Source organism: Alkalihalobacillus sp. BA299 (assembly GCF_017745675.1).
Classification (GTDB): domain Bacteria; phylum Bacillota; class Bacilli; order Bacillales; family Bacillaceae_F; genus Alkalihalobacterium.
Genome location: NZ_JAFLJM010000014.1, coordinates 36705 through 51900 on the forward strand (window position 1 = coordinate 36705; position 15196 = coordinate 51900).

The window sequence follows — 15196 nt, forward strand, 5'->3', positions numbered from 1 at the left end:
ATACCTCCCGTTTGTATTAGATAAATAAATCATCATCGTCTAATACAAATTGTTTATTTTTAGAATTAGTTAGGTCAAAGCAAACACCAAAAAGTTGCTCAAAGACAAAAAACAAATTGTGTGGATCGCAAGTGAACATTTCGCCCCCATCGTCATAGACTAAAGGGATTTCGTCCATTTCTTCTAAAGCAGCTTCAACATCTTCTAAAGTAAAGCTATCAAAGTTGATGCTATCAGTTGAAGAATGCAACCATACATGTTCAATAACCTTTGACAAACCTTTTTTATCATTGGGTTCGTTTAATTCCTCTTTGACTTCATATTGTTTAAGATTGCTTACAAATTTATCGAAATCAAAATTCATATGTTTATCTCCCTAAATAGTCTATTTTTGAATAGAATCCTCTGAAAAATAATAAAAGGGGAAAATAAAAATGCTATTCTCCCACTTCCACTAAAAATTACGTTGTTCGAACTGGTAAAATCAATTGGATACAATCCATGTTTTCGTTTGATTCTACTGGAGTCACTAGAAAAGGTCGCATATCCCCTTGAAAGCGAAGATTAATCTCTTCTGTACTGAAAGACTTAACCGCATCTAAAGCATATTTACTGCTAAAAGAAATAGTTAATGGCTCACCTTCAAAGTGGCTATAAGCTAACTCGACTTTTCCTTTACCTTTCTGTGGTTCAGAAGATTCTAAAGAAACCATTAAACCCTCGATTTCCATTTTGACAACACTCTTGTTTTTGCCTTCATCAGATAAAACAGCAAGTTGTTCAAGTGACTGTTCAAACTCTTTACGATTCAAAGCAATCTCAGTTTTAAAATCGTTAGGAATCAGTCTAGAAACGTCTGGGTAGTTTCCTTCTAAAAGTCTAGATAAAAAGATTGTATTACCATTACGAAAAACAGCCTGGGTATTTGATTGAACAAATACTTCAACATCTAGTTCAAAATCAAATACTTTAGTCATATCAATGACAGATTTGCTAGGAACGGGATACTTACTTTCTTCGCTATTTTTAACGGAGTATGTAACCTTTCCTAAGCGGTGGCTGTCCGTAGCACAAAAATCAATACAATCTTCTTTAATATCAAAAAATACAGCCTGTAAAATTGGTCGAGTATCAGTTGTAGAAGCACAAAAAGATGTTTTTCTAACAATATCCTGAAACTCTTTCCCATTTAACGTAAAAGACGGCTGAATATCTTTTGAGATCTCCGGAAGTTTAGGGAATTCTTCTGCGGTAAATCCTGCTATATCAAATACCACACTGTTTGATGTAATTGTAGTAAAGTCTTTTTTATCTGTTTCAAAGACTACATCACCATCTTTAAGTTTTTTAACAATGTCCACTGCTTTTCTTTGAAGGACTGTTGCACCTGGTTGTTCAACAACAATATCTTCATTATCAACGGGTAAAACTACCTTAATAGAAGTATCACTACTAGAACCAGTAAATACTACTTCTTCCTCGGTAACCTTTAACAAAATACCCGATAAAATAGGTAAAGTTGAAGTTTTCGCAACACCCTTTGATGCTTTTTCAAGACCTTCTAAGATAACTGATTTTTTAACTGTAAATTTCATTTTATATTCCTCCCGAATTTGTTTAATAAAATAAAAAAGCACAAAGAAGGAATGAACCTGTCTTTGTGCTTACTCTCTCAATGTTATGCAGCCTTAATTATTTGATTTAGTTTGACTACTACTGCATCCACTGTTTTTTGATCAACAAACGTGATTAAACTGACGAAGCTGTTGAATTCTTCACCATAAGTATCACTTAACCACTGTAATATTACCTTATGATCTACTTTCGCATTATCAATATGTTTCTTGATATGAGCTGGAGCTTTAATAAGGTCAATGTAACGGTTTATAGCTACTCGTTCCGCTTTGTAAATCTCATTAACTTTACTTACAGTTGTATTTGGATTTACACGTTGGAAAATTCTAAGTTTCTGAGCATTGGTTAAACCTAAGCATTTTTCAAGCTTGTTTGCTTCTTGCATAAGAGAAACCATCTCATTTTGTTGGTTAGAATTTTGACCGTCGTTTGTTTGGTTAGTGTTATTATTTCTCCCTTGTGGTTGGTTGTATTGTTGAGAACCTTCTGGAAGTGCATGAGATGGCAATATTGGATCATCCCAATACATAGCATTACCATCAACCTTTTGATAATTTTGTCCTTTATCTTTCAAGTCTACCCAAACTTCATCAAGAGAATATAAATAGCGGCCAATACCAAATTGTACAGCACATCTCTTTTGACTGTTTGAATAAGCGGTCTTGACAGGGTCAATATTATCATTCGGTTTAAGTTCCGCTCCATCTTCCTTATAGATCCATTCGTCATTCACTTTTACATAAATTCGGCATTTCACACCAAAGTTTTCAACTAAAGTGAATTCATTTTTCCAATACCCCATACCAAAAACTTGGTCTAAACGTGACATGATTGCACGATTCGTTACATAAGGCATGACGACTGCTTTAACTCCATTTCTCGTTTTAACAGTTCGCTGCACCCTCCATTCAACATCATTAGCATCAAATGGTTCTTGTAACATTTTCATGATTTCTTCTTGAGTACAATTTGTCATAATTAAATACACCCTTTCAAAAAAGTTTTTTAAGAAAATACACCCTAAATCTGAAAATCCGCTTAATAACTACTCGATAGGCCTCACCTCCTTGAAATGCAAAAAGAGCCTTCAAGGAACAGATTAATAGACACACTTGTCGTGTGATAATCTGAACCTTAAAGGCTCCTGAGTTTAATAACTACCCTGCTGACCTTAAAAGAGGTCGCACAAAAAAGAAAAAAGAGTAAATAAATATAAAACTATTATAAAAGAAGAAGACAAAAAGAACAATAGATATTTTCAAAGTGAAATAGCTTAATATAGTTTTAGTTCAAAAACAAGGATAACTATGATATAATCCTATTTATATTAAAAAACAAACATATCAATGAAAAAATACATATTTGCTAAAGCGAAAACCGCTCTATTTGTTGTAGCTACAACACATAGGCGGTTTTTTGCCATTTTTTAGGGATTTGGAATATAACATGCAAGAAAGGAAAGGGGATAGAACCAACTTTGAATGTAGATAAATTTAAAAATATAGAATGTATGGATAATGTAGAACGATTGTTAATTATACGGAAAAGGTTAAATAAAAAGCAGTATGAATTTGCAAGGGAAATAGGAGTGAGCCCTAGCTATTTGTTAGCTGTAGAAAACTATAAAAAACCTTTTACCAAAAGTTTATTAAGAAAAATAAATGCTTATTTACAATCAAAAGAGATGGAGTAAAAGCGATGAGTATAAAAGTCTTTATAGGAATTAAAGAACTAGAAAATATAAAAATAGATACAATTACTAAGGCGATAGAAGAAAAGTATGCGGAATGTCAATTCGATCAAGAAACTCAAACAATTAACGCAAGACAAATGATAACAACAAACCAATATGGTTTAATCATTGTCGATAATAAGGTTTTACCAACACTTAAAATGTATGAAAACAAAGATATCCCGTGTTCTTTTCTTTATATTTGTCCTTCTTACAAAGAAGCACAAAAAAAGAATTTAATAGTATTCAACGATATATCTGGCGTTTTAACCTGGATAAATAAACTAACAGTTACGAATGAAGAATTGGCCCAAAGTCTTGGAAATGACGAATTAATAAAAGGAAAGAAGAATAAAAACACAAATCAATCAAACCAAAAAGAGGAAAATAAAAAAGAGACAACTAATCCCGAAGAAAATAATCAAGATAAAGAGAGTAAAAATGAAGTAAAAAGAGAGTCAAATAAAGAAAACGTTAATGACCTTACAGAAAATAGCTCTCAAGAACAGAATAATTATCAGACTTCTGTTTCTAGTTCAGTGAATAATTTAGACGATTTATACAATGAATCAGTTCAGTTGGTTATTGAAAACGGAAAAGCCAGTATAAATATGCTACAAAAAGAATTGAAAATATCCTTTCAAGAGGGTTCTACCATTATGGAGCGTATGGAACAAGACGGAATTGTAGGGCCTCGCCGAGAAGGGAAATATAGGGAAATATTAGTAAAAATAAATGATAAAAAAGAGGATGTTAACGAGTCTTTAAATAAAGAGTTAGATAAAGATTTAGATCAAGAGAGATTACTATCTGAAAATATGGATTTAGCCTCTTCCTATAAACTTTCCAAAGGAACTTATGATTTACATCGTACTATTGGAGTGTGGTCTCCGCAAGGAGGAAAAGGTACCACCACTTTTATTATGAATTTTGCTATGTATTTGGGGAGATTAGGAAATTCACCAGCTGTCATAGAAGGAATAAGCAATAAGCAACAACTAAAAACAAAATTATTAAAATTTACAAAGGAAACGCCGCCAAAATGGGAATCTTGGGCGAGTCAAATATTCAAGCCGTATTCTTTAACAGAAAAAGAACTTCAAAAACATTATTGGGTTTACAACAATGTATCATGGTATCCCCTTGATTACCAAGATCCCACCTTTAAATGGGATACTCATAGACTTTTTCATTACATTAATGTCAAAAGAGGACACAATACTCTTTTTATAGATTTTCCAGGAGGGTATATGGACGAACGTTCTATGTATACTCTCAATCACAGTATTGATGAACTTTGGGTGGTAATGGACAACGATATTACTAGGATGAAGGAATTAAAGAAGTATATACAAAAAATTGTAGGAGCGACTGACGATAGAGAGGAAATTCCAGCTAAACTTCTTTGTCTTCAAGAATTACCTTCTAGCAATAAATCTAAAGATTATGCAAAGGAGTTGGGATTACCACTTTTAGCTTCATGCCCGTATTTAGGCGAGGTTGTCCAAAGAAATCTCAATCAAGAAAAACCTTTATTAGAACAATCTGGAATAATAGAAAAAGTGCAGCCTTCATATGAAGATATACGCCAACAAATTCAAAAATATATAAAGGAACCAATTATCCTAAAGAAGAAACCACTCCTAGCAAAAATAAAGAAGTTATTATTTAGGACTAGAAATGTATAAACAAAAGTCATATACTTAAATTATTAATTGTTTTTTCTTTTTTCTTTTGTGTGCGACCAACTTTTAGGTCAGCAGGGTTTCTATCAAACTATTAGCGGTCTTTAGGATCGTAGCTTACAAGTACACACGACAAGTGTGTCTATGAGGCTACTTCCTGAAGGTCGCTTTTTTAGTTTCTAAAAAAAGTGAAAGGGAGTGAGGAAATGGAAAAACATAAAAAAGAGATAATGAGAGATATTCAAAAAATATTAATGAACAAAGATGGAGTAATCCGAGTAGGAAAACACACCAAAGAGAGATTTGTAAATCGCGGATATTACAGAGGGGATATTGTTCGTTGTATTCTTAGCGGGCATTTATGTGAGGTTCAAGTAGGTTGGAATTTTCGATTAGAAAAATACACACCTAAATTTGTTATCGAAGGGAAAGACCTCGACGATAATCCGATGGTAGTGGTACTTTCACAAGAAGCTGATAAGTTTTACTCAGTTATTACAATTATGCCACCGCATGACCGTAAAAGATTTAAAACTTGTATCTAGGGTGTAGATTAAAAAAACTTTTTTGAAAGGGTGTTTCAAATGGGAAGAACATTAAGGAGAACATCAGCTCCAGGAGGACCGTGGTTTGAATTCTATCGAGAGGTTTGTCCAATCTGTGGCCATAAAGGAGGGTGCATGATTCACGATGATCAAAATCGTGTTGTTTGTATCCGTGTTGGTTCTGATATTGAATGGGCTAAAAATAGTGCATTACCGGGCTATCTTCATTTCTTAGAAGGTAAACCTAAAAAGTACGATTTTAGTAATGTTCCAGAGATAGAGGATAATCCTAAAAAGGACGATGCAGCTTTAAATCGTGTATTTAAAGCTCTTATCAATTGTACGCAGATTGACGCTAAACATAAATCTCATTTAATGAGTGATAGTCGTCAATTAACCGAAACACAAATAAAAATTCGCCAATATCGTTCATTTCCTGATAAACCCTGGCAAGTGGTTAAAGAAATCTCTGAACGATTAGGCGATTCTGATTTTGTGGGTATCCCAGGATTTTATATTCGAGATGGTAAATACGGTAAGTATTATACTTTAAACGGATTTACTGGAATATTAATTCCTTTTCGTAACCATTTAAATCAAATTATTGGTTTCCAATATAGAGTCGATGAAGTCAAAAATGACATTACAATTCGTAATGCGATTAAAGGCTTTAAAGCTCGTATAGTGGAACAACCAAATAAGGTGGAATGTACAGTTGCAAGAGGATATATTAAAGTTTTTGAAGGAGAAATAGATAAAGATTGGAAAGCAATAACTGACAAGAATGGCAAATTGATAGCAGAAATCAAACTTTCAGCGGGTCAACGCTATTTTTGGTTATCTTCCGCTAATAAAGAAGGTGGAACAGGTGCAGGTAATCCCGCTCCCGTTCATGTTTCTGTACCTTCGGAGGATTTAAAAGAATGGAAAACTAGCACAAAAAGAAGAGCAAGAACGGTATGGCTAGGAGAAGGCCCTTTAAAGAATGATATTGCAGTAGACAAAATCGTTGAATTATATGATCCCGAAGAATTAGAGGATATCGGAACGACGATTATTGGTTTACCTGGTGTTAATTCTTGGAGATTAGCCTTGCCCTACCTTAAAGAAATGGATGTAGAGATAGTAAATATAGCATTTGATGCTGACGCTATAAACAATCCATACGTTAAACAGCACTTATTTGATTGTACAAAAATGCTTAAGTCACTAGGCTATTCCGCAAACATTGTTTTATGGAATGACAATCATGGAAAGGGACTTGATGATTTATTTTTGAACAATAAGCTGCCAGTTATAAAAAAACTATTTTAAGGGAGTTAGGTTCTATGAAAAAAGATATTTATAAAAGAGAGCTATCTGCTAAGGAAATGGCTATTGATATTGCGTGTGATTTTCATGAAGAGAGTTTAGTTGTTTATATTTCTAAAACCAAAGTAACGATCACACATAAGTTGGATAATGGTTATATCAATGTTTCTAATCCATTTAAACAATTACAATTTCGTACTCAATTAAAATTACGTTCGTTTATTGCATATCTTCAAGAATATAAAAAGGTGTCATTGCTAAACGAAAGTGCAATTGATTATTACCAATGGGTATAACAGATATAATTATCAGACTTTGTGTTTTAGTTGATAGGTTTTATCAGTCCTCTAAGTACTTTCTTAGAGGGCTTTTTTACAATGAATTTTTTGTTGATTTTTGGTAGAACATTGTTTATCATTATAAATGTAAATAATTAAATAATAGCTAACGGGAATCCCCCGAAAGAGTATAAGACAATACTCATTGTATGCCTTTAAGTAGGTATATCTTGATTTGTCTAACTTGTACTTTTTCGGGGGATTCTTTTTGTTTTCCCAAAAAGGAGGTGAAAGAATGAAAAATTTAAAAAATAAAATGTTCATGATTTTTGCTCTAGTTGCTCTTACTTTTTCATTAGTTCCAGTTAGTGCTTTAGCTAATACTAGCGATCAATGGAAAAAAGCCGGAATTAACCCAGATTCTAATATTAATAGTAGCGGAGTCTTTTCTGACCTTAACACATTAGTTGGTGTTGTCATTGCGTTTGGTGGTTTTTGGATTATCCTTTGCTTAATTTTTGCAGGAATAAAACTTGCTTCAGCACAAGGGGGAAATCCACAAGCTCGTACCGCTGGATTCGTTGGAATTGGCATGGCATTCATTGGTGGTTGGGTAATCATGAAAGCTTACGATATTGCTGGATTCATAGCTGGCTTTGGAGGTTAATAGTTTAATAGCTTCATAGGGCTACATATCCCCTCTTATGAAAAGTAAGGGGGGTCATTTTTTATCTAAGAAAAGGGTGAAACTTCATATGAGAAAAGTAACCGTACCAATAGATATGAGTTCTGAACAAAAAACTTTATTAGGCGTTTTATCAAAAAGACAATTGATTTATCTAATAGCGGGTGGAGCTGTTGTTTATGCTTATATACCAGTCATTTGGAATTTAACAGTTGGCTTTAATGCTCTCTTTGCAATAATTACTTGCTTTATATCCGCTCTACCCGTAGCAGCAGTAGTAGCAGTTTTAGGTTTTATACGAAAATCAAAATATCATATGTATTTTGACCGCTATCTTATTACTAAATATGGCTATAAAAAACAAATCGGCGTATGGAGAAAAGGACGTAAACCCGCTAAATGGATGGAGGGAATGTAATTGAAAGATTTATTATTCATGGGAGGGTTCGCCCTAGTTTTATATGTTTTTGTTCGTATTATGCTAAAAGAACCAATTTTACCATGGAAATCTAAAGAAGATGTAGGTGATGGGACACCATATAAAGTTAAAAATACCTCAACTAAAACAAAAGAGGTCAATCAACAAGACCCCGAAATTTTTAAAAGTCTGTTTTCCGATGTAAAGGAAATATCTAATCACATGATTCGATATAAGAACAATCGTTTTGTTCTAGTTTCAGAAGTAGAGCCAGTTAACTACTTTCTGTTATCTCAAGATGAACAAGAGGCTATAGATGTAGCATTTGAAAAATGGTTAGCAGCTATTAACTATAATGTCCAATTCTATTTACAAAATCGCTATATTGACCTTTCAGAACCGATTGAAGAAATGCGTAAGTCAATGTTTGAACAGGAAGATATGCCACCTAATGCTATTCAATATGGTAAAGATCTAATTGAAGATTTAGTTAAATGGCAAGCAATGGCTCCAAGATATGAAACAAAACGTTATTTAGTTTTTACTTATCAAGTTGATGCAAAACAAATAACAGCAGAAGATAAGGATGAATTAGAAGAAAAAATTGTTGAAAAAGCTTTTGCAGAACTATACCGGAGATTCAATGCTGCAAAGAGTGCTTTAAGAAAAGCACATATGAATGTTGAATTATTAACGAGTGAAGGGATTGTAGAGGTCCTTTACTATGCTTTTAATCGAAGAAAAGCGATAAAAAATAAATTTAAAGATATTCGTATGAAAGAAATGCTTTCTCTTTATGTTACAGCTGATCAAAGTGCAAGAAGAATAGAACTGGTCAAGGAGATGATTGACAATGAGTCTTCTAAAAAAGAAGAAAAAGCAGGTTGAACAAGAACAGAATGAAACAAAAAATGTAGATGCTCCAAAAAATACAGCTGTTCCAGAATATCAAATGGACACAAAAGGTGATATTTGGGATGTGATTGCACCAGATGGTATTACTATTAATGATCCTGATTTTGGGGTTATGAAACAATCTCTAGGGACAAAAACGTATTTTCGTCCTTTCTACATTCCACCAGATGGTTATCCTCGTAAAATGCAAACTAATTGGATGTACTCATTATCATCTAGCGGTGAAATTGACTTGTTAATTGATGTACATAAAGTTTCCAAAACAGATGCTATTCGGACATTACAGCGTCAAGAAACAATGCTTCAATCAAACCTTAGTTGGCAAACCAAAAGAGGTAATATAGACCAAATTAATGACTTAAAGACAAAAATCATGGATACCACACAATTAGCCGATGAAATCCAATTCTCTGAGAATGATATGTTCAATGTTTCAGTATTAGGTATGTTATATGGACATAGCGAAAAGGATTTAGAACGGTATAGTGAGTCCTTAGAAGATGAAATGGCCGGGCAATTTTTTAAATTAGCAACAACTTGGTCAAGAGTAAAAAAAGGATTAATGTCTGTATTACCAATCGGTAAAAATGAACTTCAAGACTCTTTAAGAAATATCGATCGTCGAGCGCTAAGTACATTTGCTCCATTTATCAGTGGAAGTGGTAAGTATATAGGTGGTGTACCTATTGGTATCAATAAAATCACAGCGCAAAAAGAATTTATTAATAACTTTGGAAATGAAGAAGTAAAACCCCCAAACTATAACATGGGTTTGTTCGGGATACCAGGTTCGGGAAAATCTTTAGCAATGAAATTAATTATTGCTCGTAATTTAACTGGAGCAAACTTGTATTCTGGCATAATCGATCCAGAAGGAGAGTTTACTAGATTAACTAAGAGATTAGGAGGAATTAATCTTAATATAAGTGAAGAATCGGATATTGTTATTAATCCTTGTGCAATTAATTTCACTGACATTCCTCTTGACGAAGAAGATGAAGAACTTGAATTGCTTGAAGATGCCGATGATAAAGAAATCATTGAAAAAAATGGAAAGAAATATATCCGCTTTGTACCAATTCGCGAGAAAGTTTCTGAGATATTAAGTTTCTTTGACATTATCATTCGAGGGAAAAATAGTGAAGATGAAGGATTAACCGTTTTTGAACGTAACTACCTAGAAGAAGCAATTAAAGCGGTTTTTGATGAACACGAAATTACTACTCACCCTTCCTCTTTATATTCAAATCAAGTAACTGAGGTTGATGGGCAAATTATTCAATCAAAAGCTCGAAAGCCTGAACCTGAATTAAGTGAAATTTACGCTTATGTCGTAAAAAAGTTTGGAGAGGAAACAAAAGCAGAACGATTAATTGCTGCAACTCGACCATTCTTAAAAGATGGTAGTAAGCCAATTTTTGACGGACAAACTTTTCTTGGTAAAGGTGTAACTCAAAACCTTCAAAATGCAAGACTTGTAAATTTTAATATTTCACAGTTGGAAGAAGGTTTTTTAAGACCTATTGCCTTCCACGTTATTTTGAATTATTTATGGGAGTATTTTGCAAAATCAAGTGAAAATGCAACAAAAAAGAAATTAATAGTTTGCGATGAACTCTGGCAATTCGTAGATAATGATCAAACGGTCTCCTTCTTTGAGAAGGTTGCACGTCGTATAAGAAAAAGAAATGGTGGTTTATTATATGCTTCCCAAGATTTTGTTCGTATTTTAGAAAATCCAAAGTCAAGAGGTATCTTAACCTCCACATTCTCTTACTTATTCTTACAACAAAATAAAATAGATTTAAAGAAAATACGTGAAAACTTTGATTTAACAGATGGAGAGATCGATATATTATTCGGAAATCCTAACAAGGGTGAAGGAATTTACCGTGTTGGTAAAAGCTCGGTATGGTTACAAACAGATCCTTCCGAAGATGAATTAACATTCATTGAGTCTAACACAGCGGTACTAGAAGAACTACTTAAACGGAAACGGCTCCAACAAAGGTAAGTCAAGGCAAGAAAGGTAGGTGATGGTCTATGTGGGGATTAAATAAGATACTAGATATCTTTAAAGAGGTCTTTGAACAACTATATAAATGGTTAGTTGAGCCATTTACCGATATTCATACTTTAAGAGATTTAATATTTGGACAAGATGGAACAGAAGAATATGTATTTAAAACCTTTAAAGAGAATGAAATCTTAAATGTATATGTACCAGGTGTAGCAACAACCACCTCAATCGCAGCAGTATTTATATTAGTTGGAATAGTTTTGGCGGGGATCAGACTTGGCTCATCTGGTTTAAATCCTTCAAATAGAACGACTTTATTAGAATTCTTAAAAGATATTTTTATTGTCGGGATTGTTGTTGCTAATATCGGAACGCTGTATGAGATTATATTTAAAGTAAATGGGGCTATTGTAAACGTATTTGCTGGAACAGAAGATTCGCTTGCTGATTTCACAACAATGATTGAATCTAATGGTGCAGTTGATGGATTTTTAGGATGGATTGTCATTCAATTGGTGCTTTTAGGGTTAGCCTTATGGGCGAATTTCTATTATATGATGAGGAAATTAACATTATTAATCCTAATGATTTTAGGGCCTATCATGATGGCTTTGTGGTTAATTCCACAATACAAAGGCATTACTATGGGATGGCTGAAAGAATTTACGGGAACGGTGTTTGTTCAGGCTATACATGCCTGTACTTTCTGGGTTGTCGCATCGATTGCGATTAATCAAAATAACTTTATTCCCGCTGTCATTCTATATGTCATTTTCATACCAGTAGCCGAGAGTATAAGAAACCTATTCGGTCTAGGTGGTCAAATGAATTCAACACTAGCAAAAGTAGGTGCGGGATTCGGAATGGCTTCACTTGCAGGTATGGCAGGTTCGATAAAAGGGGCTATAGGTGATAAATCCCTAACAAGTGCTTTAAGAGAAGCCTATTCAGGTTTTAAAAATAGTAGGGATAAAAATTCTGATAGTAAAGATGAAAATGGAAAGCCAACAGTTGGTGGAAACACTGGAACTGATACGGGTACTACCAGTAGAGCCGAAAAAATGCTAAAGGCGGGGCAAATTACTTCTAAAGCGGGTAAAGCCGTTTTTGGTATGGCGGGTTCAATTGCCGGAAGTCCTTTGGGTCCTGTTGGTGCTATTGCGGGTGGTACAGCTGGAATGTTGGCTGGAGGTGCTGTTGGTGGTCTTTCAGGAAGAATTGGTGCTGCCACTGCAATGGGAGTAGGTAATCGTTTTAAGAAAGGTTTTGAAGGTGCAAAGGATGAAGCTAAAAAACTAACTGACTCTGCGGGAATAGACGATTTAGCGGAAAGTATGGCACAAAAAGAAACAGATCAATGGATTAGTAACAATAAAGAACAATTAGAAAAAGATTTAAAAGAACGACATCCTACTGCTTCACCTAGTCAATTAAAAGACCTTTATAATCATGATGTCGCTCAGAAGCATAAAGAAAATAAACAAAATGCTTTAGAAACTCTAAAAAATGTACAAGGGCAAGATGGTAACTATGCAAATGCTGCTGAACTTGCTGAGGAAAGTGCGACTAAATTAACAAGTGCTTGGTCTGACCAGAATAGAGGTCAATTCATGGTGGACTACAGTAAGAAAAACCCTCCTAAAGCAAACATGACAGATGCTGAACGTCTTGATTATGAAAATGGAGCAATCGGAGCTTGGAATAAAAAACTTGGAGAAAAGAAACAAGAGTTTTTACAATTAGCTAATGAGACTGCCTCCGATATGAGCAATGGTGTAGACCTAAAGCATAGTTCAATCAATAAGGATGATTTTGCAGGACAATTAGCAAGCAAAGTGAACGATAATGAAAAGAACCAAAAAGGTAAGTGGTATGTTCCTCTAAACGAAAAAGGAGATTTAGTAAGTGCTCACCCTAAGTTTATAGATAGTTATCTTAAAGATGATAATGGGAATGTATATGGCTATAATAGCGCTAGACCAAATGACACACCTATTCAAATGGATCACGTTAAAGAATTAAATAAATCCAACGTAGGAAAATACTTTCAACACAACCATTTGCCTGAAGAACTCCAAGATAAGTACGCTGATGTGTATAAACAAAAGCCTCCTACTCAAAAGGCATATCATTCTGCAATTGATAATGCCACCAAAGATAAGAATTTTTCTCAAGCAGAACTGGTTGAAAAAAGTGCAGATGCTGTAACCGATTCATGGAAAGCAAAAAACAAAAACAACTTTATGAGTAATCTCTCCGCAAATAACCCTAATATGACGGAAGATGAAAAAATAGTGGCTTGGGACAATGAAGTTAGTAAGAGACGCCAACAAAATCGTTCAATTGCAAATGCTACTGCGACAAAAATGGGTAGCAATGGCATTGATATAACGCAGAATAAACAAGATTTTGCTAATCAGCTTGCAAATGATGTATACGACAATGACCGAACTCTTATGCAGAAGGACGCAAGACCGAGTGAACAGCAAAAAGCCTATGTTTCTGCAATTAATAATGCTACCGAGGGTGTCAAAGGTCAAGTATTGATGAATAAAGGGCATATCAATAAAGATCACTTCGCTAGTATGATGGCAACAAATATGACATCAAAAAATAAAGAAGGTTATATTAACCAAATGATGTCGGATGGATTTTCTGAGCAAGAAGCAAGTGAGCATTGGGAATCATTTGGAAAACAGAGAGCCTACGCTGACAACTATGGGCAAGTAAAAGAAAACTTATCTAATTACGCCCCTGGGAAGGTTGTCATTCCTAGTACTACGGGTGGGAAAATCTTTAAAGGTGTAGCATCAGTGGCAGGTGGAACAACTGGTTTCATAAAAGGATTTACAGGAATTAATGAAATATCAGATTTCATAGCTGATACAAAGGTAGGAAAAGCGGTTATACAAGGTGCAACCGGAGTAGCAACAGGTGTAGCACTTAACAAATTAAACATGACACAAGCTGTATCACAAGCTCCAACTATGTCTATTGCTGCAACGGAAGTCCTTAAAGGCGGTATGGGAATGTTAGTTGGAGGGGCAAGCTCAGGAATTCAAGGAATGGGGAATTCTTTAAAAGAAGAGCACGTTCCACAAAATGTAATGGAAAGACATAGTAATCATAAAAATGCGGTAGCCTTTGGGTCAGGTATGCTTTTTGGAGTTAGCGGATACCAAAAAGGTGCAAATTTTGGAATGAATCATAATCCATATAATAAATTAGTTCACCAAGAATCAGCAGAGGTTTCAGAAATTGCACAAATGGCAACAAGAGGAACGGTTCAATTAGTTACAACAGATAACCAATCCTATATACAACTAAGAGATAAAACAGGTAACACACAAATCGTTTCAAGATTTGGTTCAGGAGATTCTTCTCTAAACAAAGGAGAAGTTGTTTATCAAGATCTTAGTGTTCAAGATGGCGCGATTGTACCTAAAATGATTGATGGAACTAATTCATCAGCTTATACGGTGGACAGCGGAGGCGGAAAAATACCTCTTAATCGTTCTATTAATGTTAACCCTAATCGTTTGGTTTCCAATCGTAATGTACCTGTTCAAACACCTCCTGACGTACAACCTTACGATCACAAAGTTGATTCTGGACAATATCATGTAGACGATATAGTAACGAACTCACAACAAGAAATTAGAATGATAACTGAAAGAAATAGAAGTTATGTGGTCGCAAAGGATAGCAGAGGCGTTGAACATCGAATTTCTCCATATGGTGAAGGGGATACAAGGCTCAATGAAGGAGAAGTTCTTTATTCAGATTGCAGAGTTTCCAATAAGCGTTTGAAAACAGAACGAGTCTATACGTTAGACCAAGTAACCAATGAAAAAACCGACGTTGATATTAAAACTCATGTTGATCCAAACGAACTAATACCGGAAAAACAAAATCCAAGATTAAATCAACGTAATGAAAGAGAAACCTTGAGACAACCACAGGGGGTGTAAT

13 protein-coding genes are annotated in these 15196 nt (G+C 34.4%); 10 read left to right on the forward strand and 3 right to left on the reverse strand.

The features are described 5' to 3' along the window. Window positions 1-16: 16 nt before the first annotated feature. From J0N78_RS17550 to J0N78_RS17560, 3 genes are all read right to left on the reverse strand, one after another. Entirely contained in the window at window positions 17-364 is a 348-nt protein-coding gene (locus tag J0N78_RS17550; RefSeq protein WP_209124377.1) for a hypothetical protein, read from the reverse strand. A 97-nt stretch (window positions 365-461) separates the two neighbouring features. Then, entirely contained in the window at window positions 462-1595 is a 1134-nt protein-coding gene (dnaN, locus tag J0N78_RS17555) for a DNA polymerase III subunit beta (protein ID WP_209124378.1), read from the reverse strand. An 83-nt stretch (window positions 1596-1678) separates the two neighbouring features. After that, on the reverse strand, window positions 1679-2611 hold the full coding sequence (locus J0N78_RS17560) for a Rad52/Rad22 family DNA repair protein (RefSeq protein ID WP_209124379.1): 933 nt from the start codon (window positions 2609-2611) through the stop codon (window positions 1679-1681). Window positions 2612-3112: 501 nt separating this feature from the next. On the opposite strand from J0N78_RS17560, the gene J0N78_RS17565 reads away from it, so the two are divergent. The 10 genes from J0N78_RS17565 (at window position 3113) to J0N78_RS17610 (ending at window position 15195) form a co-directional block, all read left to right on the forward strand. Further along, entirely contained in the window at window positions 3113-3328 is a 216-nt protein-coding gene (locus J0N78_RS17565; RefSeq protein WP_209124381.1) for a helix-turn-helix domain-containing protein, read from the forward strand. Window positions 3329-3333: 5 nt separating this feature from the next. Continuing rightward, window positions 3334-5055 (forward strand): DNA translocase FtsK, encoded by a 1722-nt coding sequence (locus J0N78_RS17570; RefSeq protein WP_209124383.1) that lies wholly within the window; start codon window positions 3334-3336, stop codon window positions 5053-5055. A 203-nt stretch (window positions 5056-5258) separates the two neighbouring features. Continuing rightward, on the forward strand, window positions 5259-5597 hold the full coding sequence (locus tag J0N78_RS17575; RefSeq protein WP_209124384.1) for a DUF4258 domain-containing protein: 339 nt from the start codon (window positions 5259-5261) through the stop codon (window positions 5595-5597). Between the two features lie 39 nt (window positions 5598-5636). Then, window positions 5637-6911, forward strand: a complete 1275-nt coding sequence (locus J0N78_RS17580; protein WP_209124385.1) for a DUF3854 domain-containing protein — start codon at window positions 5637-5639, stop codon at window positions 6909-6911. A 14-nt stretch (window positions 6912-6925) separates the two neighbouring features. After that, window positions 6926-7204, forward strand: coding sequence for a hypothetical protein (locus tag J0N78_RS17585; RefSeq protein ID WP_209124386.1), 279 nt, complete (start codon window positions 6926-6928; stop codon window positions 7202-7204). A 277-nt stretch (window positions 7205-7481) separates the two neighbouring features. Beyond that, window positions 7482-7853: a hypothetical protein gene (locus J0N78_RS17590; RefSeq protein ID WP_209124387.1), complete on the forward strand. Its 372-nt coding sequence runs from the start codon at window positions 7482-7484 to the stop codon at window positions 7851-7853. A gap of 88 nt (window positions 7854-7941) precedes the next feature. After that, entirely contained in the window at window positions 7942-8289 is a 348-nt protein-coding gene (locus J0N78_RS17595; protein WP_209124389.1) for a PrgI family mobile element protein, read from the forward strand. After that, window positions 8290-9177: a hypothetical protein gene (locus J0N78_RS17600; protein WP_209124391.1), complete on the forward strand. Its 888-nt coding sequence runs from the start codon at window positions 8290-8292 to the stop codon at window positions 9175-9177. Continuing rightward, window positions 9143-11218 (forward strand): VirB4 family type IV secretion system protein, encoded by a 2076-nt coding sequence (locus tag J0N78_RS17605; RefSeq protein ID WP_209124393.1) that lies wholly within the window; start codon window positions 9143-9145, stop codon window positions 11216-11218. Before J0N78_RS17600 ends, J0N78_RS17605 begins: the two co-directional genes overlap by 35 nt. Before the next feature lie 29 nt (window positions 11219-11247). Beyond that, window positions 11248-15195 carry a TrbL/VirB6 family protein gene (locus tag J0N78_RS17610; protein ID WP_209124394.1) on the forward strand — a complete coding sequence of 1316 codons (3948 nt, stop codon included), beginning with the start codon at window positions 11248-11250 and terminating at the stop codon, window positions 15193-15195. Window position 15196: the final 1 nt, after the last annotated feature.

Excerpts from the sequence above, each read along its gene's own strand:
- J0N78_RS17580 (WP_209124385.1), top strand. The coding sequence starts at position 5,637 with ATGGGAAGAACATTAAGGAGAACATCAGCTCCAGGAGGACCGTGGTTT.
- J0N78_RS17585 (WP_209124386.1), top strand. The coding sequence starts at position 6,926 with ATGAAAAAAGATATTTATAAAAGAGAGCTATCTGCTAAGGAAATGGCT.
- J0N78_RS17595 (WP_209124389.1), top strand. The coding sequence starts at position 7,942 with ATGAGAAAAGTAACCGTACCAATAGATATGAGTTCTGAACAAAAAACT.
- J0N78_RS17570 (WP_209124383.1), top strand. The coding sequence starts at position 3,334 with ATGAGTATAAAAGTCTTTATAGGAATTAAAGAACTAGAAAATATAAAA.
- J0N78_RS17610 (WP_209124394.1), top strand. The coding sequence starts at position 11,248 with ATGTGGGGATTAAATAAGATACTAGATATCTTTAAAGAGGTCTTTGAA.
- J0N78_RS17575 (WP_209124384.1), top strand. The coding sequence starts at position 5,259 with ATGGAAAAACATAAAAAAGAGATAATGAGAGATATTCAAAAAATATTA.
- dnaN (WP_209124378.1), bottom strand. The coding sequence starts at position 1,595 with ATGAAATTTACAGTTAAAAAATCAGTTATCTTAGAAGGTCTTGAAAAA.
- J0N78_RS17605 (WP_209124393.1), top strand. The coding sequence starts at position 9,143 with ATGAGTCTTCTAAAAAAGAAGAAAAAGCAGGTTGAACAAGAACAGAAT.
- J0N78_RS17590 (WP_209124387.1), top strand. The coding sequence starts at position 7,482 with ATGAAAAATTTAAAAAATAAAATGTTCATGATTTTTGCTCTAGTTGCT.
- J0N78_RS17560 (WP_209124379.1), bottom strand. The coding sequence starts at position 2,611 with ATGACAAATTGTACTCAAGAAGAAATCATGAAAATGTTACAAGAACCA.
- J0N78_RS17550 (WP_209124377.1), bottom strand. The coding sequence starts at position 364 with ATGAATTTTGATTTCGATAAATTTGTAAGCAATCTTAAACAATATGAA.